Genomic DNA, 25881 nt, shown 5'->3' on the forward strand with positions numbered 1-25881 from the left:
GTACTCGGCCCGCGAGGGCCTGGGAGAGTAGGGCGGTGCAGGGGTTTTTTGTTTTGCGGGAGTAGCTCAGTTGGTAGAGCACAACCTTGCCAAGGTTGGGGTCGCGGGTTCGAGTCCCGTCTCCCGCTCCAGCTTCCCCTCACCCTTCCCTGGGTGGGGGGGTTTGTTTTGGGGGCATCTTTCCCCAGGGCTGGGGAGGTGGCCTCGAGTATGATTTTTTCACCATGGCAGACAATACCCGAGCTTGGATGGAAGAACTCATCGCCGAGATGGAAGAGCGCCGCCGGCGCATAGAGTCCGGGGGCGGACCGGAGCGGATCAAAAAGCAGCACGAAGCGGGGAAGATGACCGCCCGGGAGCGCATTCACTATTTGCTCGACGAGGGAAGCTTTGTAGAACTCCAACCGTTCGCTGAACACCCTGAGTCCGAGCTAATGGACGGAATACAGGCTCCCGCAGACGGGGTAATTACTGGGTATGGCAAGATAAGAGGCCGCACGGTCTTCGTTTTTAGCCAAGACTTTACCGTCCTGGGAGGCTCCTTGGGTAAGACCCACGGCAAGAAGATCGCTTACCTGATGGATATGGCGGCCAAGGTGGGGGCCCCCATCATAGGTCTTAACGATTCAGCGGGGGCGCGCATCCAGGAGGGGGTGGACAGCCTTTCCGGTTATGGCGAGGTGTTTTACCGCAACTCGATCTACTCCGGCGTGGTGCCGCAGATCTCCGCCATCTTAGGCCCTTGCGCCGGCGGCGCGGTGTACAGTCCGGCCATTACCGATTTTGTGCTGATGAGCAAGGGGAGCTCTTACATGTTTATCACCGGGCCGGAGGTCATCAAGGCGGTGACCCGGGAGGAGGTAACCTTTGAGCAGCTAGGTGGTTCGGAAGTGCATACGGTCAAGAGCGGGGTAGCCCACCTCGAGCGCGAGGGTGACCAGGCGGTGCTCGAGGCCATCAAGCAACTCCTCTCCTACCTTCCGCAAAACGCTAAGGAGAAACCGCCCATCGTTGCCACCAATGACCCTATAAACCGCAATACCCCGGAGATCTTGGATCTCGTCCACCCCGATCCCAAGCGCCCCTACAGTATGCACCGGATCATTGAGATCCTGGTGGATGGCGGGGAGTTTTTCGAACTCCATCCCAACTTTGCCAAGAACATCATCGTGGGTTTTGCCCGGCTGGGCGGGATGTCGGTGGGGATCATCGCCAACAACCCGCGCTTCATGGCGGGGGCCCTAGATATCAACGCCTCCGACAAAGCCGCTCGCTTTATCCGCACCTGCGATTGCTTCAACATTCCCATACTTACCTTGGTAGACGTGACCGGTTTTTTGCCGGGGGTCGCCCAGGAGCATCAGGGCATCATTCGCCATGGGGCCAAGATGCTTTATGCCTACGCCGAGGCCACGGTGCCCAAGATCACCCTGATTACCCGTAAAGCCTACGGTGGGGCTTATCTGGCCATGAACTCCAAGGATATGGGAGCTGATGTGGTGTTGGCTTGGCCTACCGGCGCGGTCGCGGTGATGGGTGCGGAAGGTGCGGCCAATATCATTTACCGTAAGGAGATCCAGTCCTCTTCGGATCCAGACGCTACCCGTCAGGCCAAGATCGCCGAGTACAGAAAGGCCTTCGATAACCCCTACGTGGCGGCGGCTAGGGGCTATATTGATGACGTGATCGACCCAGCCCGTACCCGGGAGATCTTAATCCGGCACCTCGAGATGCTGTGGAGCAAAGAGGAAGGGCGTCCTTGGAAAAAGCACGGGAACATCCCGCTGTGAGCTCCCATCCAACCGATAAGGAGAGGTTCGAATGTTTGCTGCCGCAGCCGCCTTAACTCAGCCGGCCATCAGAGGGGGTTCAACTCCAGCTAAGGCCGTGGTCGCATCCTCTAGAAAGCGTGGAGGATACGACGATGTTGCGTCTTCCCAAACAGCAAGCTATCCGGCGGCTGACGATAGGGGCGGGGGCAGTCTTCCTGATCGCTACGCTGATACTGGCGGTCTCCGACCCCTACCCGGTGTTAACGGTTTTGGGCGCGAGGTAGATTCTCCGCACGGGGGTGGTGGGCTTTGGCCTACCGCCTTTGGGATGCCCTAGCCCATGAGCCTCCCTGCCCTCTACGCCGACCTACTTTCCTGCGCCCGTTGTCCTCGGCTTGTTGACTGGCGCGAGCGGGTGGGGCGAGAGAAGAAAAGGGCCTACCTGGGGTGGGAATACTGGGCCAAGCCAGTGCCCGGTTTTGGCGACCCGCAGGCCGAAATATTGCTGTTTGGACTGGCCCCCGGAGCGCACGGCTCAAACCGTACGGGGCGGCCGTTTACCGGAGATGCTTCGGGGGATTTTCTCTACCCTGCGCTGTACCGGGCAGGGCTTGCCAACCAGCCCCTATCGAGGCACCGTGGGGATGGGCTCGAGCTTCGCCACGTCTATATCACTTCGGCGGTGCGGTGTGCCCCACCCGACAATAAGCCCTTGCCCGATGAACTCCGCAACTGTTCGGCTTGGACGAGGCGGGAATTGCCCCTGCTCCCCAACGTGCGGGTCTACCTGGCTATAGGGCGGATTGGGCACGAGGCCTTGTTGAACTATCATGCCCTGCGAAAGTCGGCTTATCCGTTTGTCCACGGGGCCGAGTACAGCTTGCCGGGGGGGGTCATCCTGCTCGATAGCTACCACGTCTCCAGGCAAAATACCAATACCGGAAAGCTCACCGCAGAGATGTTTGACGCGGTGTTGCTGCGGGCCAAGCGGTGGGCCGGACTGTGAAAGCCAAACCACCTCTCGTCCGGTTGCGCTCCAGCCGAAGGCGGCGCATAACATAGAACCGTGCAACGCCGCCTGCTGCGCTTGATCAAAGCCTTTGTGCCCCGTCTAGCTCACCCCGACGATGCCTGGGCGCTGTCCAGGTTGAGCTACGCCGAAGCCCAGTTGTTTTTGGCGATGGACGTCAGGGACCGCGACCACGCGGTCAAGGTGGCACGGAAGCTGCTCGAGCGCTACCCCGAAGCCCCCGACTACGCAGTGCGGGCTGCCCTCTTACACGACTTCGGCAAGGCCCTGCGACCGTACCGGGCCGTAGAGCGCATCCTCGCCGGCCTATATGCCCCCAAGGTTGCGGTAAGGCCGTTACGGGGCGGAATCTATGGGGCTTGGCAGGTGCGCAGGCATCACCCCGTGTACGCTGCGGAGCATATCCAAGACCCCCAGGTGGCGCAGATCGTAAAGGAGCATCACCGTCCGCAAAGCCTATGGGCCCAGCGGCTACACGAGGTGGACGAGGAATATTGAGCTTAGTGCACTAGCGACTTGATTTTCTGCCCTTACGTCGTACGTTGTACGTCTTACGCTAAACGCGGGGGACGATCCCCTACCCCGCCTACCGGCGGCGAAGGAAGCGTCTCGGGACGGCGTGCCGCCGTACACCCGGAGGTAGATTCCCTATCGGGACGGCGTACCGCTGTACACCTAGGGGACGATCCCCTATTGGGACGGGCTACGCCCGTACACCCGAGGGACCGATCCCCTTCGTATGACGTTTGACGTACGACGTCTGAGTCAGCACAAATCCTTGATTTTTGGAACGTTGCACGGCCCTCACATCATACGTCGTACGCTGAACACTAGAACCGTTCGGTGACCGACTTCATGTGCAGGAAGTTCATCAGGTAGTCGGGCCCTCCGGCTTTGGTATTGGTTCCCGAGAGGTTAAACCCGCCAAAGGGCTGCACCCCCACCAAGGCCCCGGTGATCTTGCGGTTGAAGTAGAGGTTGCCCACCTGGAACTCGTGGCGGGCCCGCTCGAGCCGCTCGCGGCTACGGGAGAACACCCCGCCGGTGAGCCCAAAGCGGGTCCCGTTGGCTACGGCCAAAGCCGCATCGAAGTCGGGCACCCGGATCACCGAGAGCACCGGGCCAAAAATCTCTTCCTGGGCGATGCGGGCCTGGGGGGATACCTCATCGAAGATAGTGGGTTCGAAGAAGTAGCCGTTGCCCTCTAAGCGATGGCCCCCCAGAACGCCTTGGCCTTCTTTCTTGCCGATCTCGATGTACTTGGCTACGGTCTGTTCTTGCTGCGCACTCGCCACCGGCCCCATATCGGGGTTTTCCTCGGCAGGACCTACTACCAGCCTGCGGGCGCGCTCCACCACCTGCTCCATCAGGTCGTCGTGTATCTTTTCCAGCACGATCAGGCGGGAACAGGCCGAACACTTCTGCCCCTGGAAGCCATAGGCGCTTTGCACAATGCCCAAGGCGGCGGCCTCGAGGTCAGCGGTTTCATCTACGATGATGGCATCCTTGCCGCCCAGCTCGAGGAAGACCCGCTTCAGCCAGGTCTGCCCTGGCGCCAGCTTGGCGGCTTCTTCATTGATCTTGAGGCCGACCTCGAGCGACCCGGTGAAGTTGATGAAGCGGGTTTTGGGGTGGCTGACCAGGTAAGCCCCCACCTCGCTGCCATGGCCCGGCAGAAAGTTGGCCACCCCGGCGGGCAGCCCGGCCTCCTCCAGGATCTCGAAGAGCTTGGCCGCGATCACCGGGGTGTCTTCAGCGGGCTTGGCAACGACTGTATTGCCCACCGCGATGGGCCCTAGGGTCATGCCGGTGAGGATGGCCAAGGGGAAGTTCCAGGGGGCGATCACCACCCCTGCCCCCAGCGGCATGTAAAAGCTCTCGTTGTCCTCCCCGGGCACCGCTACGAGGGGAGGGGGGGCGGTATATTTCAGGGCTTGCTGGGCGTAGTAGGTGGTGAAGTCAATGGCCTCGGCCACGTCAGCCGCGGCTTCGGTCCAGTTCTTGCCGATCTCGTAGACCATCCAGGCCTCGAGCTCGCGCTGGCGCCGTTTCATGATCTGCGCGGCTTTCAACAGCGTGCGGCTACGGGCCTCCTGGGGCCAGTCTTTCCAGGTTTTGAAAGCTTTCCAGGCCGCCTCCAAAGCCGCGTCGGCCTCGGCCTTCCCGGCTTGGGCAGCATAGCCTACCACCTCGCTGGGGTTGGAGGGGTTGGTGGAGGGGAGGGTCGCTGGGGTCTGCACCCGCTCTCCGCCGATGATGAGGGGATAGTGTCGTCCAAACTGCTGGCGCACCTCGGCTAAGGCCCGGAGCATCTCCTGGCGCTTCTCGGGGGTTTGGAAAGTCTCGATGGGTTGAGGGCGGTAGGGTTCTACGGTCATGATTGGCTCCTTTCCGTTGTGTCTACAAGGGGCATTTACGTGTTGCATTTTCGCTCAGGTTTTGCCTTCCCTACCCTTGCACCAGGCTCCGGGCCACAAATAGCAGATTCTCGGGCCGCTCGGCGATACGGCGGGAGAGGTAGGGATACCAGTCGGTGCCATAGGGCACGTACGCCCGCACGGTGTAGCCCTCGGCGGCGAGGCGGCGCTGTTCTTCGCGGCGCACCCCATACAGCAGTTGGAACTCGAAGCCTTCCTTGCCAAGGCCCCTCTCGGCAGTCCAGCGCTGCATCTCTGCGATAAGGTGGGGATCGTGGGTAGCGATGGCGGTGGGGAGGCCATTTTCTAGCGCTTTTTTGGCCAACAGCAGGTACTGCGCATCGATGAGGCGCTTGTCCTGGAAGGCCACCTCGGGAGGTTCCTTGTAGGCCCCTTTGACGATCCGCACCGCAGGCTTCAGGGGCAGCAGGGCCTCGAGGTCCCTCTCGCTGCGCTTGAGGTAGCTTTGCAGCACGATCCCGGTATGGGTATATCCCTCTTCGCGCAGCCGCCGGTAGACCCGCAGCGTGGCGTCCACCCGGGGAGAGTCTTCCATGTCGAGGCGCACGAAGCACTCGGCCTGGCGAGCCACCTCCAGGATCTCCACCATCAACGAAAAAGCCAGGTCTTCGGAAAGGTCCAGGCCCAGCTGGGTGAGCTTCACCGATACGTAGCGCGGATAGGCTCGAGCCCCGAGGGCCTGGATCAGTTGGACGATCTGATCCTTGAACCCTCGGGCCATCTCTTCGGAGGTCACCATCTCGCCCAGCAGGTCAAGGATGGCGTGGATGCCCACGCGCTCGAGTTCCTCCACCGCGTTCAGGGCCTCTTCCAGGGTATCTCCTGCCACGAAGCGGCGAGAGAGTCCTTTGCCGCGGGTCAGCACCAGGTTTCTCACCCTGGGGTGTTGTGCGATGGCCAACACAAACGAGCGGTAGCTCTGGGTCAGGTCCATGAAGGCTCCTTTATGGCGCGGGTTACTATGTCGCGGAAGTACAGCACGTGTTCACGAGCAGCCCAAGCTGCTTGTTCGGGGTCGCGCTGGCGCAGGGCATGCAGGATGTTGTGGTGTTGTGCCCGGGTGGTGGGATGCTGGGAGAGGGTCTGCTGAAAGGAGCGCACCAAGGCCAAGCTCGAGCGCAGGTCTCCGTAAATGCGGGCCAAGGTGCGGTTGTGCGCAGCCTCAACCAGGCGGGTGTGAAACTCGAAGTCGACCTGCATCTGCTCGAGGTAGCACTCCCGCGGGATGCCATCGAGGGTCGCGAGCAGGTCGGCAAGGTACGAAAGCTCGTCGGTGCTAGCGTGTTGGGCCGCAAGTCGGGCGGCCTCGGCCTCGAGCAGGGCCCGCACCTCATAGACCTCGCGGACTTCCTCCGGACGTAACACCCGCACCCGGGCTCCCTTGGCCGGGACAAGTTCTACCAACCCCTCCTGCGCCAGCCGTTGCAGGGCTTCGCGCACCGGGGTACGGCTAATGCCCAAAGTCTCGGCCAAACCCAGCTCGGAGATGCGCTCCCCGGGGACCAACCGGCCCCCCAGGATAGCCTCGCGCAGATGTGCATAGGCCGCTTCCCGCACCGACCGGGGGCGTTGGAACTCGGTCACATGTATACTGTATACACTTTTTTCCAGCCGTGTCCAGCCCCCACGGTGATTTCAATTGATCGGCGCCTTACACCGGAATGCCGATTCCCGCGCTGCAATGGGAAAATGGGGCCCGAGGTGCGGAAGTGGATCATCGCGCTGGTGGTGGTCAAGCTGACCCTTTTGGCCTTGTACGTTCTGGCGGTGTACTCGTTGGCGAGGATGTGAGGGACCACCTCCTGCCGAACGTGGGGGAAGCGAATCGCGCTGTTCTGCCCCCGCAAGCCCCGACCAGAATCCGCGATGTTGGCTAGGGCGGGTCAAGCGTACTACGAATCTCACGCCCGCCGGCTAACATGGAGAACCGGTGCGGAAATGGATCTCTTGTTGATCGCGGTGTTGGGGTGGGGAACGGTGCGCCTGTATCTGGGCAAGCTTCACGAGCAGGGGCGGCGCGTGTTTTCGTGACCCGGAGATCGCCGAGTGGAAGGGCAAGCTTCACGAGCAGGGGCGGCGCTTCAAGCTGGTCGTGCGGCGGGGCCTTTTCTGGGCCTGCTGTACGTTTATGCTGGCCTTCAGCAGCCTGCGGGTGATCACCGGCTGGCTGGGCGGCGACGCCGCTGACTTTCTGCTTCGCGGTGCTTTTCATCCGTGGGGCGGGTGAGCCGTCGTTCCCCCAGCCGGGGCGATTCCCGTTCAGCGCCCGGGTAGGGTTGTGAGGGGCTCTGCCCCTTCCTGGCTCAACCGCACCGGGACGAGCTGGTAGCTAAACGCAGCCTCGAAGGTGCGCTTCCAGGGGAAGGAGATGCCGGTTAGCTCGAGCTGGGTGCCCAGCATAAAAGGGAGCGGCTCCTGTTTGAGGCGCTCGAAGAGATAGCGGGCGGCCTCCTCGCGCAAGGGCTCGGGAAAGCGCTCGCGCACCCAGGGGCGGCCTACCTGGCCGTAGAGGTATTGCAGGTAGTTTTCCGCCAGCCGGGCTTGGCGGGACTGGGGGTCGCGCAAGAAGAGGCCGCCTTGGGCTAGGGCGCTGCCCAGGTTGTTGGCGGGGGTACCCCAGCAGGTGTAGGCAGCCAGCCTGGGGTATAGGCGCAGGCGCAGCAGGTAGTCGATCAGCTTGGGGTCGCCGCGGTTGACTTGGGCGATATCGGCAATGGCTACCGGGGCTTGGCCCAGGTTGCGCTGCACCAGCAAGGCCGCTTTTTGGGGGTTGTGGCCGCTATAGGCCAGCAGGATCAAGTCCGGGTTGCGTTCTACCAGAAAGGCCCCGGCGGAGCGCACCTGGCGGGCGACGCTGTCCTCGAGCGGAATCCCGTCGTAGCGGATAACTGCCTGGGCGGCGGCGGGGTCGTCATAGAGCACCTGCACGCGCAGACCGGGGCGGAGGGCTCGCAAGAGCATGAGCTGCCCCGCCTCATCGGCCCCAGGGCGGGTGGGGAGGCTGAGCGTTCCTGCCTCCTGGATAGCCGGGGAACCCGGCAGGGCGTCGTCCCAGGGCACCTCGAAGTAGCTCCCCTCCTGCAGCGCCTCGGGCCACTCCTGCACCCTGCGCAGTACCGCCAGGTTGCGCGCGCGGTCCTTGGCGTCGGGGTGGCGGGGGATGATGCCAAACGCATAGACCGCCCCGTCATTTTTGAGCTTCCAGGTGATGACCGTCTTGAGCCTGGAGAGAGCTTCCTCGGCGCTCAGGGTGGACTGGCGGCTTTGCACCAAGCCGCCGTAGGCCAAAGCGTCCAAGCTGGCCACCAGGACGCTCCCTGAAGCGCCCAAAAGCCACCGCTCCAGCCGTTCGGGGTCAGCCCCTGCGCGCCCGGCGTACAGCTCGGGCGGGGGGCAGGTGACGATGCCCCAACTGCACGGGGACCAACTCGGCGGACGGTCATCGAGGGGCAGGTAGACTACTCCCCCCTCCGCCAGCGCCGCTCCTACCAGCCACAGCGCGGCGCTGAGCCATCTAGCCAGGCGCATACGCCCAGTTAAAGCCGCTGGGGTGAGCCCTCCCTGAGAAAGCACATCCAATGCTGATACAAGCCAGCTACACTGAAAGCTATGAGCGTGGCCGAGCAGCAGGCTCAAGCCGAAGCCGAACGCCTGGCCCACCGGGTGTTTTTCTACGACCTTCTGCACCGCTTGCGAAGGGAGCCCAACGGGCTGTTGCCTTTTCACATAGTGAGCCGCTTGCGGCCCAAGGGCGAGCATTATCTGGGTATGCGTCCCATCGAAGTCGACAAGATCATCGGTTCGGTGGATCGCTACGACGACTTCGACGCCCAGTTCTTACCCAAAGAACCCCACACCGTAGAGCGCTGGACCCGTTTGCGCACGGCGCAATTGGAAGGGGTAGAACTTCCTCCGATCCAGGTGTACAAAGTCGGGGAAGCGTACTTCGTGAAGGACGGCAATCACCGCGTCGCCCTGGCCAAGGCCGATAACCAAACCTACATCGACGCAGAGGTGATCGAACTCGAGGTGCCGGTGGCGCTCGAGCCCGGCGATACCCTCAAGGACGTGATCTTGAAGGGGGAGTATGCCGAGTTCCTGAACCGTACCCGGCTGGACCAGCTGCGTCCAGGCCATGAAGAGATCCGCTTTAGCGTACCTGGGCGGTACGACAAGCTCCTCGAGCACATCCGTACCCGGCAGTACTTCAAGGGGCTCGAGGAGAAGCGCTCGGTCTCCTGGGAGGAGGCCGTGGCGGATTGGTACGACACCCTCTACCTGCCCACCGTGCAGGAGATCCGCGAGCAGGGGATCTTGCAGAACTTTCCTGGGCGCACCGAAGCCGACCTCTACCTGTGGGTGATGGACCACCGTTACTACCTCTCGCAGGCCCAAGGCCATGCGGTGGGGGCCGAGGAGGCCACCGCATCCTACCGCGAGCGCTTCGCCAAGAGACCGCTGGGGCGTTTCCTGGAGGGGGTAAGCCGGTTTTTCCGCCGCCTTAGTCTCCAGCCGGGGGGGTAATCGGCCTGCGGTGAGGCTTGGATCTGGAGTTTGTAAATAACCCTGGCCTGGGGAGGGTTTGTGGTTAGACTTGAGGACGTGCCGTCTTCTTCACCGTGTAACGGAAGCGATCCTCGCTGGGGCTTGCTCGAGCTGCTGCGGCGCTGGATGAACTCCAAAGATGCGGAGGCGCTTCTACAGGAAGCCTTGCGCGGGGCCCTCGAGCTGATCCCGCAGGCCGAAGCGGGCAGCGTCTTGGTGCGAGACCAAGCGGGCTACCGCTATGCTGGCCTGGCTGGGTTTGAGGGGGTTCGCTTCTCCTTCCAGCAGGCCATGGCCTGGTACGGCGGCACCATAGAGGAGGCCTTACAGGCCCGCGCCCGCGTCCATCGGGTAGCCTCCGGTCCACAGCAGCCCGATACCGCTAGGGCTGGGCTTCGCCGGAGGCTGGTGGTGCCCATTCCCTTCGAGGGGAGGGTGGAGGCCCTGCTTAGCCTCGAGAGCGCCGAGCCCTTCCCGCCAGAGGCGCTCGGGCTGGCCGAAGAGCTAGGGAAGAGCCTAGAGGGGGTGCTGTCCTCCTTGCGCGATCGGGAGCGCTTACGCCTGCGCCTCCAGCGCGAAGAGGCCCTCTCCGCGGTGCTGGCCTCGCTCGCCGGTTTCAAGGACACCGAGGCCCTGTGGGCCGCCTTGCCGCGGCTGGCGGCAGAGCTCATGCCGGTCATGCTGGTTTCAGCGCTGCGCCGAGAGGGCGAAGCGTTGCGGGTGGTGAGCAGCCTGCGCGGGGAGCCTCCGGTGGGCTACCTCCTTCCCAAAGGGACGGGCATCTCCTGGCGAGCCCTACAAAAGCGCAGGGTGGTGTTCACCTCCTGCTCCGACCCCACAGCCCACCGGCTCGAGGCCCTGGCCCCCCAGCCCGAACGCTACCACGCGGCCTTCGTCCCCCTGGTTGACCCCCAAGGCGAGGGGCTGGGGGTGTTGGCCTTCCATAACGAGCACCCCTTTGCCGCCGATGATGAAGCGTTGCTGAAGGCGCTGGCCCAGGGAGTGGGCAACGCCCTCTCCAAGCTCGAGGCCCAGTCCCGCGAGCTGGTGCGCTTGGGAACCCTGGCCCAGGCTACCCGGGCGCTGGGGCCAGCCCAAAGCGCCGAAGAGGTCTACCGGCGCACGGTGGAGGAGGCCTTGCGCCAGACCGGGGCGGTCTCGGCCATCTTCAGCCGATTGAACCCCTCCGACCAGAGCCTCGAGGTGGTTGCCGCTGCGGGGTATGCCGCCGAGCGGGCGGTAGGGCTGCGGTTTTACCGCGGGGAGGGGTTGGCCTGGGAGGTCTATCGTAGCAAGGCCCCTCTTTTCATTCCCGACGTCTCCCAGATCCCCGCAGCGCGCTTCGCCTCCGGAGAGCGTCGGCCCGGGGCCTACTTGGGGGTGCCCCTCTCCGACCCAGAGGGGCATTTCATCGGGGTGCTCTCGGTGGACACGGCGGGCGGCGAACCCCACCAAGACGGTCGGCTTGGCCCCGGGGATCGCTATGTCCTGGAGGCGTTGGCCGAGGTGGCGGGAGTCGCCATCTCGCGGCTGTCGGCCCTCGAGCGCTCCCAGCGCCAGGCCGCGGATTACCGCTCCTTGGTGCAGATGTCCGCTGAGATCGAGCTGATGTCGCATCCCCACGACATCGCCCGCCGTGCGCTGGAGACCTTGCTCGAGCTCACCGGCTTTGAAGCAGGGGGGCTGTACCAGTTCCAGGCGGAGCCGGATGGGGAGGGCGCGCTCCTCCCGGTGGTGCTGGTGGGGCGCTACCCTGAGCGCTACCTAAGCCTCTACCGGACCTCGCCGATCCGCCTCGGACGAGGGGCTTTGGGGCAAGCCTTGGTGGAGGGAACCCTGATGATCCCCGACTACCAGACCTGGCCCCAGGCCCTTCGCGAGTACCAAGAAAGCGGGGTTCGCTCGATGGTGGCGCTTCGCCTTGTTCAGGGCGATCGCTCGGCGGGGGTGCTGGCGCTGGCGACCTTTACCCGGCCCCTTGACATTCCACAGGAGCACCTGGCGCTGCTAGCGTCCGTGGCCAGGCGTCTGGAACGGGCGCTGGAGCGGGCAGCCTACCTCGAGGAGATCACCCGCACCCGCGAGGCCGCGTTGCGCGCGTTGGGGTTGGGGCTCGAGCTGCGCGACCTCGAGACCAAAGGCCATACCGACCGGGTGGTAGCCCTTAGCGTAGCCCTAGGGAAGCGATTGGGGTTTGCTGACCTGGAGGGTTTGCGGCTGGGCGCTTATCTGCACGATTTGGGCAAATTGGCTGTTCCCGACGAGGTGTTGCAGAAGAACAGCCCCTTGAGCGCAGGGGAGTGGCGGGTGATGAAAACCCACCCCGAGATCGGCTACGAGATGCTGCGGGGGCTCTCCTTCTTGCCCGAGGTCGCCCTCAATGTGGTGCGCTACCACCACGAGCGCTCGGACGGTTCCGGTTATCCGCTGGGGCTGCGCGGGGAGGAGATCCCTTTGGAGGCCCGCATCTTTGCCGTGGTGGATATCTACGATGCGCTTTCTCACGCCCGCCCCTACAAACCGGCCTGGCCTTTCCACGAAGTGCGCCGTGAGCTGGAAAGCCAAGCCGGTAAAACCCTCGATGCCGAGGTGGTGCGAGCGTTCATAGAGCTTCTGACGCAGCCCGGGTGATCGCAGCGGCGCCGGTATGCCGTGGAATTGGGTCAAGGGTGCTAGACTGTCTGAAGTGTAGGTGCGGTGTACCCGAATTTGCGGGTACACTTTGTGTCTGGATCCGCCGCTATCGCGGGGACCCTGCCAGCAGGAGGTATCAGGTTGCGACTGGTCACATCTGAATCGGTTACCGAAGGACACCCCGATAAACTCGCGGATCGCATCTCGGATGCGATCTTGGATGCCATCTTGGCGGAGGATAGCAAGGCTCGGGTGGCCTGCGAGACCTTGGTCACGACGGGGCTGGTGATGGTAGCGGGGGAGATCACCACCGAGGCCTACGTGGACATTCCCAACTTGGTGCGCACCACCGTGCGCGATGTGGGCTATACCCGTGCTAAATACGGTTTCGACGGCGACACCTGCGCGGTGCTCACCGCCATCGACGAGCAGTCCCCGGACATTGCGGGCGGCGTTAACAAGTCCTACGAGGTGCGGGTGCTGGGATCTACCGACCTGCTGGATCAGGTGGGGGCAGGCGACCAGGGCTTGATGTTCGGCTACGCCACCGACGAGACCCCGGAGCTGATGCCCTTGCCCATCACCTTGGCCCACCGCCTGACCATGCGCCTGGCCGAGTCGCGCAAAAGCGGCGAGCTGCCCTATCTGCGCCCCGATGGCAAGGCCCAGGTCACGGTGGTCTACGAGGGCGACAAACCCCTCTACGTAAGCACCGTGGTGGTCTCTACCCAGCACGCCGAGGGGGTAGACCAGACCGAGATCGCCGCCGACGTGCGCTCCAAGATCATCGCCCGGGCTATTCCCCCGGAGTACCTCACCGACCAGACCGAGTACCTCATCAACCCCTCGGGTAAGTTCGTGATCGGCGGTCCGCACGGCGACACCGGGCTTACCGGACGCAAGATCATCGTGGACACCTACGGCGGGGCGGTGCCCCACGGGGGTGGGGCCTTCAGCGGCAAGGATCCCACCAAGGTGGACCGCTCGGCCAGCTACTACGCCCGCTACATGGCCAAGAACATCGTGGCCTCAGGGTTGGCGAGGCGGGCTTTGGTCGAGCTGGCTTATGCCATCGGCAAGGCCCGCCCGGTGAGCATGCGGGTCGAGACCATGGGCACCGGCAAGCTCTCCGACGATGCGATCACGAACATAGCCCGCAAGGTCTTTGACGCCCGCCCTGGGGCGATCATCGAGCAGCTCAAGCTACGGCGGCCTATTTACACCGCCACCAGCGCCTACGGGCACTTTGGCCGGGAAGGCTTCCCCTGGGAGGTCACGGATCGGGTGGAGGCGTTGCGCAAAGAGGCCGGGCTGTAGTTATAGGGCTACTTCGCGGTTGGTGAGGGGACCATCTCCAGCTCGAGCCGGTTGCGCCCCAGCGCCTTGGCCCGGTACAGGGCCTGGTCGGCGCGCTGGAGGAGGCTCTCGAGGTCATCCCCAACCCGGTAGCAGCTCACCCCGATGGAGATGGTGACCGGGATCCTCCCCACCACCGGCTCGCCCCGTACCACCTCGACCAGCCGGGATGCGAGCTGCTCGGCCTGGGCCAGGTCGGTGGTGGGGGCCAGGATCAAGAATTCCTCGCCGCCCCAGCGGGCTACGGTGTCGGCTTGGCGGAGGTTGTGATCGAGCCGCAGGGCCACCTCGCGCAGGACCTGATCGCCGATGGCGTGCCCGTAGCGGTCGTTGACCTCTTTGAAGTGGTCCAGGTCGGCCAGCAAGACCGCGAGGGGAAGCCCGTAGCGCTCGGCTTTTTGTAGCTCCTGCTTGAGCAGGGGCTCGAGGCCCCGTCGGTTGGCGAGCCGGGTGAGGTGGTCGGTGTGGGCGAGCTGCTCCATGGTGAGCATGTGTTCGCGCAGCTGGGCGTATACGTTGATCAGGGCCAAGAAGGCCAGGTTGGCCAGGTAAAACTGCGCGATGGAGTTGAGGACATTCATGCTTGGGGGATGGAGCAGCACCGAGACCACCCCCCCCAGCAACCCCGCCAGGTAGTAGGCTGCCGATACCCGGAGGGCTTTCTCACGGCTGAGCAGCAAAAAGGCCAGCGGATAGATGATGGCCGACCACAAAGCGCTCGCCGAAAACCCCATTCGCGAGAGTTCACCGCTGAGCCCTACGTAGTACAGGTTGCCCAGGTTGTACACCAACAAGAGCACCACCGCCACCAGCTCGACGGTAACAATGCGGATGCGCTGTAGCCATAGCAGCAGGGCCATCAGCGAAAACCCTACGAACAGCAGCGGCGAGAGCACCGCGTCCACCGGGTTGAGGGTGCCGTTGACGATGGACAGCCCATAGGCGACGCCCGAGGCCAAGGCCCCTAGCGGCAGCAGCCATAGCCCGTTGCGCCGCCGGGCGGCGGTGAAAGGGGAGAGCGGATCAAAGCTCATGGCCCGCTACTGTATCTCGCAAGGTCTTAACGCTCCCTTAATTTAGGTCAATCCTCGAGGTAAGTATACCCCACCAGTTCGCGGGCGTACTGTTCCATGAAAGCGCCCTTCTCGGCGGGGGTGAGTTTCTTGGAGCTTCGTACCAGCTTCTCCACCGCCTCGGCCAGCTCACCCTCCTCGTAGCCCATCTTCTCAATGACCCGCCGGGCTTTCTCGCCCACCACAAAGCGCTCGATGTCGTATCCGTCCTCGTCGATGGTCACGTGGGCCTCGCCGATGCGCCCGAAGAGGTTGTGCGAGTTGCCCAGCACGTCCTGGTAGGCCCCGGTGAGAAAGACCCCCAGGTAGTACGGTTCGCCCGGACGGATCTCGTGCACGGGGAGGGTGTTGCGCACGTCGTGCAGGTCGATGAAGCGGTCGAACTTGCCGTCGGAGTCGCAGGTGATGTCCACCAGCGTGGCCTCGCGGGTGGGGCGCTCGTCGAGGCGGGAGAGGGGGACGATGGGGAAAAGCTGCTTGATGGCCCAGGAGTCGGGGAGGCTCTGGAAGAGCGAGAAGTTGCACACCAGCTTGTCGGCCAGCATCTTCTGCAAATCCTCGAGCTCGTCGGCGGGGTAGTCGAACTCGAGGGCGAACTTGAGCGTCTTGCGGGCGATCTGGTAGAAGAGGCTTTCGGCCAGCGCACGGTCGCGCAAGGAGATCAGGCCCAGGTCGTAGAGGTTTTGCAGGGTGTCCTTGTTGGAGAAAGCGTCGTGGTAGACCTCGCGGTAGTTCTTGGCCGAGATGCTCCTCGCCAGGTCGAACATGTCCTTGACCACCGGGTGGGCGTCCTCGGGCTCTTCGACCTTATCCTCGCCGGGGGGGCGGATGGTATCGACGACCTCGAGCACCAGCACGCTGTGGTAGGCGGTGACGGCTCGACCCGACTCGGTGACCAGGGTAGGGTGGGGTTCGCCGTGGCCGTCGCAGATCTCCTTGGTGACGTAGACCAGGTCCTCGGCGTACTCGGCGAGGGAGTAGTTGGCCGAGGCGTAGAAGGCGGTCTTGGAGCCGTCGTAGTCCACCGCCAGCCCGCCGCCGAGGTTGAGGTAGCGCACCGGAGCCCCCAGCTTGCGCAGCTGCACGTAGGTCTGGGCGATCTCCCGCACGGCCTGCTTGATGCGGCGGATGTCGGTGATCTGGCTGCCCACGTGGGAGTGCAGCATGGCGATGGTCCCCAACATCCCGGCCTCGGCCAGCAGGTCCACCGCCCGGATGATCTCGGGGGTGGTGAGGCCGAACTTGGCCGCCTCGCCGCCCGATTCCTCCCACTGCCCCGAGCCCTTGGCCTTGAGCTTGTAGCGGATGCCGATGGAAGGCTCGACCCCCAACTCCTTGGCGATGCGCATCACCCGGCCCAGCTCGGCGAATTTCTCCAGGGTGATGACGACGTTCTTGCCCAGCTTCTTGCCCATCAGGGCTAGCCGGATGAAGTCGTCGTCCTTGAAGCCATTGCAGGCGATGATGGCCTCGGGGTGCAGGTCCTGGGCCAGGATCAGGGCCAGCTCGGCCTTGCTCCCGGCCTCGAGGCCGTGGGCGTAAGGCCGCCCGGCCTTGGCGATGGTCTCGACTACCATCCGCCGCTGGTTGACCTTGACTGGGTACAGGCCGCGGTACTCGGCCTTGTACCCGTACTTTTGGATGGCTCGGCGGAAGGCCTCGTTGAGCTCGACCACCCGGGCCGCTAGGATCTGCGGGAAGCGCAGCAGTACCGGCAAGGGTCGGCCCTCGTCGCGCAGGTCGGAGACAATCTCGTAGAGCGAGGCGCTGGGGCCACCGTTTCCCTCGGGCGTGACCTCGAGCTGGCCATTTTCTCCCACACGAAAAAACCCGGCGGCCCACTGGGGCACCAGGTAGGTCTCCTCGGCGTCCTTGACAGTATAGCGTTTGAGCTTTTCCAATTCGGTCTTGTACCCCCTACGAGACTTGCGTAAGCGTCCTCACGCCGGTGCGCGGTGGGAAGCTTGCCTGCATACAGCAAAGTGTAAGGCCAAACCCCCCCAATTTCCAGGGAATTTGCCCTGACAAATCTTCGGTGGGTCGAGCGGTACAGCGGTGCTCGCAAATTCTCGCTTATCCCTCCAACCCCAGCAGGAAAGGGTCTTCCAGCATCTCCGCCACGAAGCGGCAGAAGCGGGCGGCGTCGGCGCCGTCGATGAGGCGGTGGTCGTAGCTGAGGCTGAAGGGCATGACGAGCCGGGGCTCGAAGGCGCCCTTTTCAGCGTTCCACACCGGCCGCATCTCCGAGCGGGAGACGCCCATGATGGCGACTTCGGGCCAGTTGACGATGGGGGTGAAGCCGCTGCCGCCGATGCCGCCGAGGTTGGAGATGGTGAAGCTCGCACCCTGCATCTCCTCGGGGGTGAGCTTGCGGTCTCGAGCCTTGGCCGCGATCTCGCCCAGCTCGACGGCGAGCGCGATCACGCCCTTTTTGTCCACGTCGCGGATCACCGGCACCAGCAGACCCGTGGGGGTATCCACCGCAACCCCGATATGGACATACTCCTTGAAGACGATCTCGTTGGAGAGAGTGTCGATGGAGGCGTTGAACTTGGGGAAGGCCTTGAGGGCTGCTGCCGCCACCTTCAGCAGGATGGCGGTCATGGTCAGCTTGCCGCCCCGCTTCTCGGCCCTGGGCCCGTACTTCTTGCGCAGGGCTTCTATCTCGCTTACGTCGGCCTGGTCGAAGTGGGTGACCATGGGAATGGTGCTCCAGGCCTGGCTCATCGAGCGCACCGTGGCCCGACGGACGCCCGACATGGCCTCGCGGCGGGTGGGGCCGAACTTGCTGAAGTCGGGCAGGGTGGGGGCGGGGAGGGCGACGGGAGCCGCAGGGGCCACGCCGCCTTCGGCGTAGCGGCGCACGTCAGCTTCGGAGATGCGGTAGGCCGGCCCGGAGCCGACCACCTGTAGCAGATCCACGCCCAGTTCCCGCGCTAGCCTGCGTACCGAGGGAGCTGCCGGGATCAGCCTGCGCGTCCCGGTGGGCTGAACCGGAGCGGGTTGGGGGCTGGGGGGCTTGGCTGGAGTGGATGCGGGCTGGGGCGCGGGTTGAGGGGCTGGGGCCGCAGGCTTGGGTTCCTCGGGCTCGCCCTTGGCGGGTGCAGGGGCCGCGGCGGAGGCGCTGTCGCCCAGCATCACCACCACCTGACCGCTCTTGACCTCGTCTCCGGGTTTGACCAGCACCTTTGCCACCGTGCCGCCGGCGGGGGCGGGCACTTCCATGACGGCCTTATCGGTCTCGAGCTCGAGGAAGGGTTGTCCGGCCTCGAGCCTGTCGCCTTCCTTGACCAGCACCCCCACCACCACGGCGGAGGCCACGTTGTCGCCTAGCTCGGGCAATTTCAGTTCGGTAGCCATAGTGCTCCTTTCGGTCGCGTCATACGCCGTACGTATAGGGCGCGGCTTTAGCGCTTGTGCGGCGCCTCCCGGTCGGTCTCGATGCCGAGCTGCTTGAAGGCCTCGCTCACGGCCTTGGCGGGGAGCTTCCCTTCGTCCTTGAGGGCCGCGAGGGCAGCCGCGCTGACGTGCTTGGCGTCCACCTCGAAGAAGTCGCGCAAGGCTTCGCGGGTGTCGCTGCGGCCAAAGCCGTCGGTGCCCAGGGAGTGGATGGGGCGCTCGAGGTAGCCCGAGATCAGGTCGGGCAGGGCCTTCATGTAGTCGCTGGCCGCGACGATGGGGCCCTCGGTGGGGTCGAGCATCCGGGCGGCGTAGGGCTTTTCGGGCTTGGCTGTGGGGTTGAGCCGGTTGCGGCGGGCAGTCTCGATGGCGTCGTAGTATAGCGCTTTGTAGCTGGTCACGCTCCACACGTCGGCGGCCACGCCGTAGTCCGCGAGGATCCCGGCGGCCTCGATGACCTCGTTCAAGATGGTGCCGCTGCCCAGAAGCTGCACGCGGGCCTTGGGCCGCTTGAGCTCCGACCGCTTGAAGAGGTACAGGCCCTTGAGAATGCCCTCGCGGGTCTCTTGGCGCGGTTCGGGCATGGGGGGCTGGGGGTAGTTCTCGTTCATCAGCGTGAGGTAGTAGAAGATGTCCTCGCCCTCCTTGTACATGCGCCGCATGCCCTCCTCGAGGATCACCGCCAGTTCATAGGCAAAGGCCGGGTCGTAGGCGAGCATGTTGGGGATGGGCAGGGCCTGCACGTGGGAGTGACCGTCTTCGTGCTGCAAGCCTTCGCCGTTGAGGGTGGTGCGCCCGGCGGTAGCCCCCAGCAAGAAGCCCCGGGTGCGCTGGTCGGCGGCGGCCCAGACCAAATCCCCTACCCGCTGCAAGCCGAACATCGAGTAGTAGATGTAGAAGGGGATGGTGGGGATGCCCCAGTGGGCGTAGGCGGTGCCCGCGGCGATGAAGCTGGCCATAGCCCCGGCCTCGTTGATGCCCTCCTGCAACAGTTGCCCGGTCTTGGACTCGCGGTAGACGGTCACGGTGCCCGCGTCCACCGGCTCGTAGAGCTGGCCCTTGGGGCTGTAGATGCCCACCGAGGAGATCACGCCCTCCATGCCAAAGGTGCGCGCCTCGTCGGGCACGATGGGCACGATGTACTTGCCCACCTCGGGGTGGCGCACCAGCTTGGTGAGCATGCGTACGAAGGCCATGGTGGTGGAGATCTCGCGGCCCCCGCTCCCGGCGTAGAACTCCTCGAAGAAGGAGGCATCGGGGGTGTTGAGGGGGGTGAAGCTGACCTTGCGCGCGGGGATCAGGCCGCCTAGGGCCTTGCGCCGCTCGAGCATGTACCTCACCTCCGGCGAGTCCTGACCGGGGTGGTAGAAGGGGGTCTTCTCGAGGTCCTCGTCCGAGACGGGGATGCCCAGGAAGTCGCGGGCCTCGCGCAGGTCCTCGAGGGTGAGCTTCTTGACCTGGTGGGCTACGTTCTTGGCCTGGGCGGTAGGCCCTAGGCCGTAGCCCTTGACCGTGCGGGCGATGATCACGGTGGGGCTGCCGCGGTGCTCGGTGGCCGCCTTGTAGGCGGCGTGGACCTTCTTCACGTCGTGGCCGCCGCGCGAGAGGGTGAGGATCTCGAGGTCCTCATCGGTGTAGCCCTCGATGAGCTTTTTCAGCGCGGGGGTGTTGAAGAACTTCTCGCGCAGCTCCTTGGCCCCGTAGGCTGCGTAGCGCTGGCTCTCGCCGTCGACGAGCTGCTCGAAGCGCTCCAGTAGCACGCCCTCGGTGTCCTTGGCCAACAGCTCGTCCCAGGCGCTGCCCCACACCACCTTGATCACGTTCCAGCCGTTGCCCCGGTAGACCGACTCGAGCTCCTGGATCACCTTGGAGTTGCCGCGCACCGGCCCATCGAGGCGCTGGAGGTTGGCGTTGATGACGAAGATCAGGTTGTCGAGCTCTTCGGTGGCGGCCACCCGCAGCGCCCCCAGGGTCTCCACCTCGTCCTGCTCGCCGTCGCCCAGGAAGGCCCAGACTTTGGCGCTGGAGCGGGGCTTGAGGCCGCGGTCTTCCAGGTAGCGCATGAAGCGGGCCTGGTAGATGGCCTGGATGGGTCCTAGGCCCATCGAGACGGTGGGGAACTCCCAGTAGTCGGGCATCAGCCAGGGGTGGGGGTAGCTGGTGACGACGCGGCCTGGTCCGGGGGTGAGGTCGCGGCGGAACTTGGCCAGGTCGTCCTCGCTGAAGCGCCCTTCCAGGAAGCTGCGGGCATACACCCCGGGCGACATGTGGCCCTGGTAGAAGACCAGGTCGCGGTCCATCCCGGCGCCGTGCCCGCGGAAGAAGTGGTTGAACCCCACCTCCATCAGCTCGGCGATGGAGGCGTAGGTGGCGATGTGCCCCCCGATGCCCTCGGCCTTCTTGTTGGCCTGCTGCACGATGGCGATGACGTTCCAGCGCAGGATGTTGGCGATGCGCTGCTCGAGCTCGAGGTCGCCGGGGTAGGGGGGTTCGTGGTCGGCAGGAATGGTGTTGATGTAGGGGGTGCGCAGCTTGTAGGGCAGCATCACCCCGTGCTTGTAGGCGTAGCGCTCGAGCGCCTCCACCAGCGCCACCACCCGGTCGCGCCCGGCAGAGCGGAGTACATATTCGAGCGACTCGACCCACTCTTTGGTCTCGAGGTCTTCTAGGGCGATCTGTTCTTCTGCCGAGAGCCTGGCTCTCGCTTCCAGTAGCTCAGTATCCGTGATCACGGTTTGTCCCCCTGGGTTCGGCGGCTGAATCTTTACCGCCCCCAAATCCAGCCACTACTTTATCGCAATTGCCGCTCCGGAAACCCGGACGGGCGGTTATTTACCCAGTATGCCCGGCATGACCCAGGGCAAAAGTCACGCAAGAGAGGATGTTCTGGGGCCGCTTTTAGGAAGGTTTGCAGATGTAAATACGGCGTTTACCTTTCCAGGACGTCATTTGCACCCTATCCACCAGAAGCCTGATCTATAATCGCCCTATGCCCGCTCCCGAGAGCGCCACCGCCGTCGTTAGCGCCGCCCGTACCGATCCGGGGCGTAAACGCGCGGACAACCAAGACGCCGTGGCCCAGGAACTTATGCCCTACGGCGGTATTTTTGTGGTCGCCGATGGGATGGGGGGGCACCGCACCGGGGCCTTGGCGGCCCAGCTCGCGGTGGAAAAAATCTGCGAGGTGCTGCGGGCGGAGAAACCCTTGCCCAAGCGGCTGGTAGAAGCCTTTGAGGTGGCCAACGCGGTCATCTACGAAGCCGGGCAAAAACCCGAGTCGCGCGGCATGGGAACCACCGCTACCGCGCTGTGGCTGGACTTACCCTATGCCCTCATCGCCCATGTGGGCGACTCCAGGGCCTATCTGCTGCGCAAGGGCCAGCTTTCCCAGCTCACCCAGGACCACTCCTGGGTAGCCGAGCGGGTGCGCCAGGGGCTTCTCACCGAGGAGGAGGCCAAGAACCACCGCTGGCGCAATGTCATCACCAACGCCTTAGGCTCGTTTCCCGAGGTGCGGGTGGATTTGTTAGGGGTCAAGGTCGAGCCCGGCGACATCTTTTTGTTGTGTTCCGACGGCCTCAGCGGGGTGCTCGAGGACCGCGTTTTGGCCGAGATGCTGCGCAACCACCCCCCCCATGAGGCCGCCGAGCGGCTGGTCCAGCTGGCTAACGAGTGGGGGGGGCCCGATAACATCAGCGTGGTGGTGGTGTCGGTAGGAGACCACATCCCAAACCTTACCCGTACCTACTCGCCACCGCTCGAGGGTTCCGCAGGCCCGGTTCGGCTGCAACTGGGAGAGGCTATGGAGGTGGTCTCTACCCAGGTCACCGAGCCACCCCGTCCCCGCAGCTTTTGGGAGCGTTGGGGCAACTTGATCTTGTTGGCCTTGTGGCTGGTTACGCTGGGATATGTACTCTTCAGCCAGTTTAGCCGGCCGCTGTCGCCGTAGGATCCACGCTCGCCGACCGAGCAAAACGCGCCTTCCCGCGTGGCGTGGCGGGTGTCCCCCGAGCCTCCGACCAGACGGAGTTGGCCGGAGCCTTCACTACACGTTGCGCCGGCGGCTTACCCTTGGTCGTGCTCGTAGTAGGGTTCGATCGCGCTGGCCCGCAGCCGCCATAGCGAACCCTGAAGGGGAAAGATGATTTGGGGATTGGCGGGTTCGTCGTAAAGGGTGACCTCGAGCCCCTCCCGCTCCAGCAAATCCAGCAGATATCGGATGAAATCGATTTTGGCTTGGCTGGGCGACCCTCTTTCCATCAAAAGTTTTCTTATCAAAAATCTATAAACGAAACGTATACGGGGCACGGGGGGTACTACGAATTCCCGCAGCTCGGCACGGCGCCTCGGAGGGAATCCCGAGAGCGGAATACATCGATTGGGGATTTCTTATAAGCTGGTCCTATGAAGAAGGTAGAGACCCTGCAAGCTCCGGCAGCCATAGGCCCTTACAGCCAGGCCATCGTCGCAGGCGGGATGGTGTTTGTTTCGGGCCAGATTCCCCTGCGCCCTGATGGTAGCCTCGAGACCGGTGACGTAGAAACCCAGACCCATCAGGTGATGAAAAACCTACAGGCCGTGCTCGAGGCCGCGGGGAGCGGGCTTTCCAAGGTGGTGCAGACCACCTGCTACCTCCGCGACATGAACGATTTCGCGGCCTTCAACAAGGTCTACGGCGAATACTTCAGCGCCCCCTTCCCGGCGCGGGCTACTGTGCAGGTAGCCCGGTTGCCCCGTGACGTGGCGGTAGAGGTGGCCTGTATTGCCTTGGTCTGAGCCGGTTTCGCTGGGCGTGCCCATAAAATGTCCCTATGGAGCTGTACGAAAGCTTTAGGGCAGGGGACGTCCGGGCTTTAGCCCGGGCCATCACCTTGGCGGAATCGGGGCACCCCTTAGGGCAGGAGCTGCTCAAACGCTTACGCGGCCACGGACAAGCGCGGGTAGTGGGGCTCACCGGGAGCCCTGGAGCGGGCAAGAGTACCCTCACCGATCGGCTGATCGAGAAAGCGCGGCAGCGTGGGGAGAGGGTGGCAGTGCTGGCGGTAGACCCCTCGAGCCCCTTCACGGGGGGGGCCATCCTGGGCGACCGCATCCGCATGATGCGCCACCACCAGGACCCGGGGGTGTTTATCCGTTCTATGGCGAGCCGGGGAGCCCTCGGTGGGTTGGCCGGGGCCACGGTAGCGGCCTTGGCCCTTTTGGAGGCCTTTGGCTTCGAGCGGATCTTCGTGGAGACGGTGGGGGTTGGCCAGTCCGAGGTGGACATCGCCCGAGTGGCCGACACCACCGTTCTGGTGCTGACCCCTGCCGCCGGGGACGCGGTGCAGGCGTTTAAAGCCGGGGTCATGGAGATCGCCGACGTGTTCGTGGTCAACAAATTTGACCTGCCGGGCGGGGAGCGGATCGTGCAGGAGTTGAAAACCACCCTCGAGCTGGCCCCGGCCCGTCCCGGCGGATGGAAGCCCCCGGTGCTGACCGCCGTAGCTCCCAAGGCTGAGGGCGTGGACGAACTCTTTGAAGCGATAGACAACCACTACCGCCATATTCTCGAGCAGGGTTTGCTCGAGGGGCAGCGGCTGGAGCGGGCCCGCTTCGAGGTGGAGAGCGTGATCCAGGAGTGGGGTCGTCGCAGGACCCGCGAGGGCCAGGGCCTCATCGAGCAAGTGGCCCACGGGGGCCTCACTCCGGAGGAAGCCGCTCAGCAATTGCTCTTTACCAAAAGCTGAAGCCGAGGGCCTAGAAGCCCTTGAGTTTTTCTCGCAGGGCCGCCGCCCGTTCGCGCAGCGGGATGGCCTGGGGGTGGCGTGCCTCGTGCTCCATGATAGCGAGCGGGTGGATATGATGCCCTGCCGAAGCGACGCCCTGGTCGGGGTTGCCGAAGAGGCTATTGATCAGTTCGAACTCCTCCTGGCTGCGCAAGGACGCATCGCCGCGGAAGGTGTTGAGGTAGGCCAGTTGGAACTCGTACTCGCTGAGGTGGCCTTCTAGGTACAGGTCGAGGAGGCGTTTGTAGACGTCCAAATTGGAACGGCTCGTTCCTTGGTCCGGCGTCGGCTGGCCCGGCTCGGGTAACAGCGCCTTAGCGGGCTCGAGGTTTTCTGGGGTGATGTCCCAGTTGTTGAGCTCGTATAAGGGCTGGCCTTTTTGGAACAGGATGATCTGCGGCGAGTGGTGGACGATGCCGCTGCGCAGAGCGATGTGGTTGGAAGCGGCGCGGTGTTCCACCACCCGGATGACCCCCACCCTTATGTCCTCGTAGGGCTCGAGGAACTTCTGTACATGGCCCCAGCCCTGCATAGTCTTGTGGCAGGTTCCGGCTTTGAAGATGGCAGCTAAAGGGTGTTGGTCGATGAACTGGTCGGCTTCTTCAGGGGTGGTGATCTCTACTATGCGCTCACGCAGGCCCATGCTTGCTCCTTGGCGGGGGTACTTGAAAACACACCCGCCTTTTATGCTAAACGGATCAAGAAAAGCAAACGTTCCCGACAACACGTAGGTTGTACGCTGTACGCAAGACGCCAGACGCTAAACGCGACTTAGGTCATACGTCGTACGTTGTACGTCTTACGCTAAACGCGGAGGACGATCCCCTATCGGGACGGGCGGTGCCCGTACACCTGGGGGACGATCCCCTATCGGGACCGGCAGGGCCGGTACACCCGACGGGTCGGCCCCCTTCGTTCGACGTACGACATGCGATCAGCACAAATCAAGTTACCGGACCAACTAAGCCTGGGTCGCCTCCAGCGAGCGGCTGGGTTTCTCCCAGCGCTTTAGGGCCCTATGTAGCATCTCCCGCTCGTTGGCGTAGGAGAGGCGGCTCAAGGCCACGTGTACCGGAACCCACTCTGCCCCCTCCACTTCGGCCAGCTGTGGCTTGGGTTCTCCAGCCTGATAGCGCATCAAAAAGTAGTGCACTTCCTTGGTGACGGCCACCGGGGTGGCCTCGTCGCGCACGGTAAAGTGGTAGCGAATCCGCCCTAGAGGGGCCAGGATGCGAGCCTCCACACTGGTCTCCTCGCGTACCTCGCGTACCGCGGTCTCGCTGTAGCGCTCCCCCGGCTCCACCTGGCCCTTGGGCAGGCTCCACACTGCGCCCTGGCGTAGGGTCACCAGTAGCACTTCCAGCCCCCGGCGGCCCACGCGCAGCACCACCCCCCCTGCTGAAACTACCCGACGGCGACTTATTCTAGAGCCTGACTGTGGCTTATGCGGTGAACCCATCGTTCTTTCCTGTACGCACCCCTGGTTGGGGTCTCGTCTGCCGCGAGGGCAGTTCCTCGTTTCAGTATGCCCAAACCTGGGCTTTGGCACAGTGACCTAACACGGGCTGCATCCTCGCCTGATGCAATAAAAAAAGCCACCTCGAGGGAGGTGGCTTTTACGAACCGGTCAGGAAGATCAGCCGAGCGTGCGGTCCGAAACCCATAACGGACCGCCATGGCCGCCTTGCGGCGGCGATTGCTCCTTAGAAAGGAGGTGATCCAGGCGCACCTTCCGGTACACCTACCTTGTTACGACTTCGCCCCAGTCATGAGCCCCACCCTCGGCGCCTGCCTGTGGCTACCGGCGACTTCAGGTGAAACCCACTCCCATGGCGTGACGGGCGGTGTGTACAAGGCCCGGGAACGTAT

The 25881-nt window shown here is 64.0% G+C and carries 22 protein-coding genes, 1 tRNA gene and 1 rRNA gene; 12 read left to right on the forward strand and 12 right to left on the reverse strand.

The window, feature by feature from the left end:
• Positions 1-55: 55 nt before the first annotated feature.
• The 5 genes from DNA98_RS16975 (at position 56) to DNA98_RS16990 (ending at position 3300) form a co-directional block, all read left to right on the forward strand.
• Positions 56-131 (forward strand) — tRNA-Gly (locus DNA98_RS16975).
• A gap of 93 nt (positions 132-224) precedes the next feature.
• Positions 225-1790 (forward strand): acyl-CoA carboxylase subunit beta, encoded by a 1566-nt coding sequence (locus DNA98_RS16980; RefSeq protein WP_110532579.1) that lies wholly within the window; start codon positions 225-227, stop codon positions 1788-1790.
• Positions 1791-1924: 134 nt separating this feature from the next.
• Positions 1925-2056: a hypothetical protein gene (locus tag DNA98_RS18380; RefSeq protein ID WP_255418293.1), complete on the forward strand. Its 132-nt coding sequence runs from the start codon at positions 1925-1927 to the stop codon at positions 2054-2056.
• A 56-nt stretch (positions 2057-2112) separates the two neighbouring features.
• A complete protein-coding gene (locus DNA98_RS16985; RefSeq protein WP_110532580.1) occupies positions 2113-2778 on the forward strand; it encodes a uracil-DNA glycosylase in 666 nt (221 codons plus the stop codon).
• A gap of 60 nt (positions 2779-2838) precedes the next feature.
• A complete protein-coding gene (locus tag DNA98_RS16990) occupies positions 2839-3300 on the forward strand; it encodes an HD domain-containing protein (RefSeq protein WP_110532581.1) in 462 nt (153 codons plus the stop codon).
• A 332-nt stretch (positions 3301-3632) separates the two neighbouring features.
• On the opposite strand, the gene pruA is transcribed toward DNA98_RS16990, so the two are convergent.
• The 3 genes from pruA to DNA98_RS17005 form a co-directional block, all read right to left on the reverse strand.
• Positions 3633-5180, reverse strand: coding sequence for an L-glutamate gamma-semialdehyde dehydrogenase (gene pruA, locus DNA98_RS16995; RefSeq protein ID WP_110532582.1), 1548 nt, complete (start codon positions 5178-5180; stop codon positions 3633-3635).
• A gap of 70 nt (positions 5181-5250) precedes the next feature.
• Positions 5251-6174: a proline dehydrogenase gene (locus tag DNA98_RS17000; protein ID WP_110532583.1), complete on the reverse strand. Its 924-nt coding sequence runs from the start codon at positions 6172-6174 to the stop codon at positions 5251-5253.
• Complete coding sequence (locus DNA98_RS17005; protein ID WP_110532584.1) at positions 6165-6824, reverse strand: GntR family transcriptional regulator; 660 nt, start codon at positions 6822-6824, stop codon at positions 6165-6167. Before DNA98_RS17005 ends, DNA98_RS17000 begins: the two co-directional genes overlap by 10 nt.
• Positions 6825-7332: 508 nt before the next feature.
• Between DNA98_RS17005 and DNA98_RS18385 the strand changes: the two genes are divergently transcribed.
• Positions 7333-7467 (forward strand): hypothetical protein, encoded by a 135-nt coding sequence (locus DNA98_RS18385; RefSeq protein WP_255418294.1) that lies wholly within the window; start codon positions 7333-7335, stop codon positions 7465-7467.
• Positions 7468-7499: 32 nt separating this feature from the next.
• Here the strand turns inward: DNA98_RS18385 and DNA98_RS17010 are convergent, their stop codons facing one another.
• The gene (locus DNA98_RS17010) at positions 7500-8768 is read right to left on the reverse strand and encodes a DUF4127 family protein (RefSeq protein ID WP_233493281.1); all 1269 of its coding nucleotides are present in this window, start codon (positions 8766-8768) and stop codon (positions 7500-7502) included.
• 81 nt (positions 8769-8849) lie between these two features.
• On the opposite strand from DNA98_RS17010, the gene DNA98_RS17015 reads away from it, so the two are divergent.
• From DNA98_RS17015 to metK, 3 genes are all read left to right on the forward strand, one after another.
• Positions 8850-9764, forward strand: a complete 915-nt coding sequence (locus DNA98_RS17015; RefSeq protein WP_110532585.1) for a DUF4032 domain-containing protein — start codon at positions 8850-8852, stop codon at positions 9762-9764.
• 60 nt (positions 9765-9824) lie between these two features.
• On the forward strand, positions 9825-12416 hold the full coding sequence (locus DNA98_RS18570; RefSeq protein WP_370444458.1) for a GAF domain-containing protein: 2592 nt from the start codon (positions 9825-9827) through the stop codon (positions 12414-12416).
• Between the two features lie 144 nt (positions 12417-12560).
• Positions 12561-13736 carry a methionine adenosyltransferase gene (gene metK, locus DNA98_RS17025; RefSeq protein ID WP_165364063.1) on the forward strand — a complete coding sequence of 392 codons (1176 nt, stop codon included), beginning with the start codon at positions 12561-12563 and terminating at the stop codon, positions 13734-13736.
• An 8-nt stretch (positions 13737-13744) separates the two neighbouring features.
• Here the strand turns inward: metK and DNA98_RS17030 are convergent, their stop codons facing one another.
• The 4 genes from DNA98_RS17030 to aceE form a co-directional block, all read right to left on the reverse strand.
• Complete coding sequence (locus DNA98_RS17030) at positions 13745-14809, reverse strand: GGDEF domain-containing protein (protein ID WP_110532587.1); 1065 nt, start codon at positions 14807-14809, stop codon at positions 13745-13747.
• Between the two features lie 47 nt (positions 14810-14856).
• A complete protein-coding gene (speA, locus tag DNA98_RS17035; RefSeq protein WP_110532588.1) occupies positions 14857-16749 on the reverse strand; it encodes a biosynthetic arginine decarboxylase in 1893 nt (630 codons plus the stop codon).
• A 172-nt stretch (positions 16750-16921) separates the two neighbouring features.
• Entirely contained in the window at positions 16922-18208 is a 1287-nt protein-coding gene (locus DNA98_RS17040; protein ID WP_110532589.1) for a 2-oxo acid dehydrogenase subunit E2, read from the reverse strand.
• A gap of 47 nt (positions 18209-18255) precedes the next feature.
• A complete protein-coding gene (gene aceE, locus DNA98_RS17045; RefSeq protein ID WP_165364065.1) occupies positions 18256-20976 on the reverse strand; it encodes a pyruvate dehydrogenase (acetyl-transferring), homodimeric type in 2721 nt (906 codons plus the stop codon).
• Positions 20977-21236: 260 nt separating this feature from the next.
• On the opposite strand from aceE, the gene DNA98_RS17050 reads away from it, so the two are divergent.
• A complete protein-coding gene (locus DNA98_RS17050) occupies positions 21237-22196 on the forward strand; it encodes a Stp1/IreP family PP2C-type Ser/Thr phosphatase (RefSeq protein ID WP_110532591.1) in 960 nt (319 codons plus the stop codon).
• 116 nt (positions 22197-22312) lie between these two features.
• Here the strand turns inward: DNA98_RS17050 and DNA98_RS17055 are convergent, their stop codons facing one another.
• Positions 22313-22507 (reverse strand): hypothetical protein, encoded by a 195-nt coding sequence (locus tag DNA98_RS17055; RefSeq protein WP_110532592.1) that lies wholly within the window; start codon positions 22505-22507, stop codon positions 22313-22315.
• A 144-nt stretch (positions 22508-22651) separates the two neighbouring features.
• On the opposite strand from DNA98_RS17055, the gene DNA98_RS17060 reads away from it, so the two are divergent.
• Together DNA98_RS17060 and meaB are read left to right on the forward strand one after the other, a co-directional pair.
• Positions 22652-23023 carry a RidA family protein gene (locus DNA98_RS17060; protein ID WP_110532593.1) on the forward strand — a complete coding sequence of 124 codons (372 nt, stop codon included), beginning with the start codon at positions 22652-22654 and terminating at the stop codon, positions 23021-23023.
• A 35-nt stretch (positions 23024-23058) separates the two neighbouring features.
• Positions 23059-23973: a methylmalonyl Co-A mutase-associated GTPase MeaB gene (meaB, locus tag DNA98_RS17065; RefSeq protein WP_110532594.1), complete on the forward strand. Its 915-nt coding sequence runs from the start codon at positions 23059-23061 to the stop codon at positions 23971-23973.
• A gap of 10 nt (positions 23974-23983) precedes the next feature.
• Here meaB and DNA98_RS17070 read toward each other — a convergent pair whose 3' ends face one another.
• The 3 genes from DNA98_RS17070 to DNA98_RS17080 all read right to left on the reverse strand — a co-directional run.
• Entirely contained in the window at positions 23984-24655 is a 672-nt protein-coding gene (locus DNA98_RS17070) for a monothiol bacilliredoxin BrxC family protein (protein WP_110532595.1), read from the reverse strand.
• Positions 24656-24973: 318 nt separating this feature from the next.
• The gene (locus tag DNA98_RS17075; protein WP_110532596.1) at positions 24974-25471 is read right to left on the reverse strand and encodes an NUDIX hydrolase; all 498 of its coding nucleotides are present in this window, start codon (positions 25469-25471) and stop codon (positions 24974-24976) included.
• Positions 25472-25719: 248 nt separating this feature from the next.
• Positions 25720-25881: ribosomal RNA gene (locus DNA98_RS17080) — 16S ribosomal RNA — on the reverse strand; the annotation flags it as partial.

Source organism: Meiothermus sp. Pnk-1 (assembly GCF_003226535.1).
In the GTDB taxonomy this organism is placed as follows: Bacteria; Deinococcota; Deinococci; order Deinococcales; family Thermaceae; genus Allomeiothermus.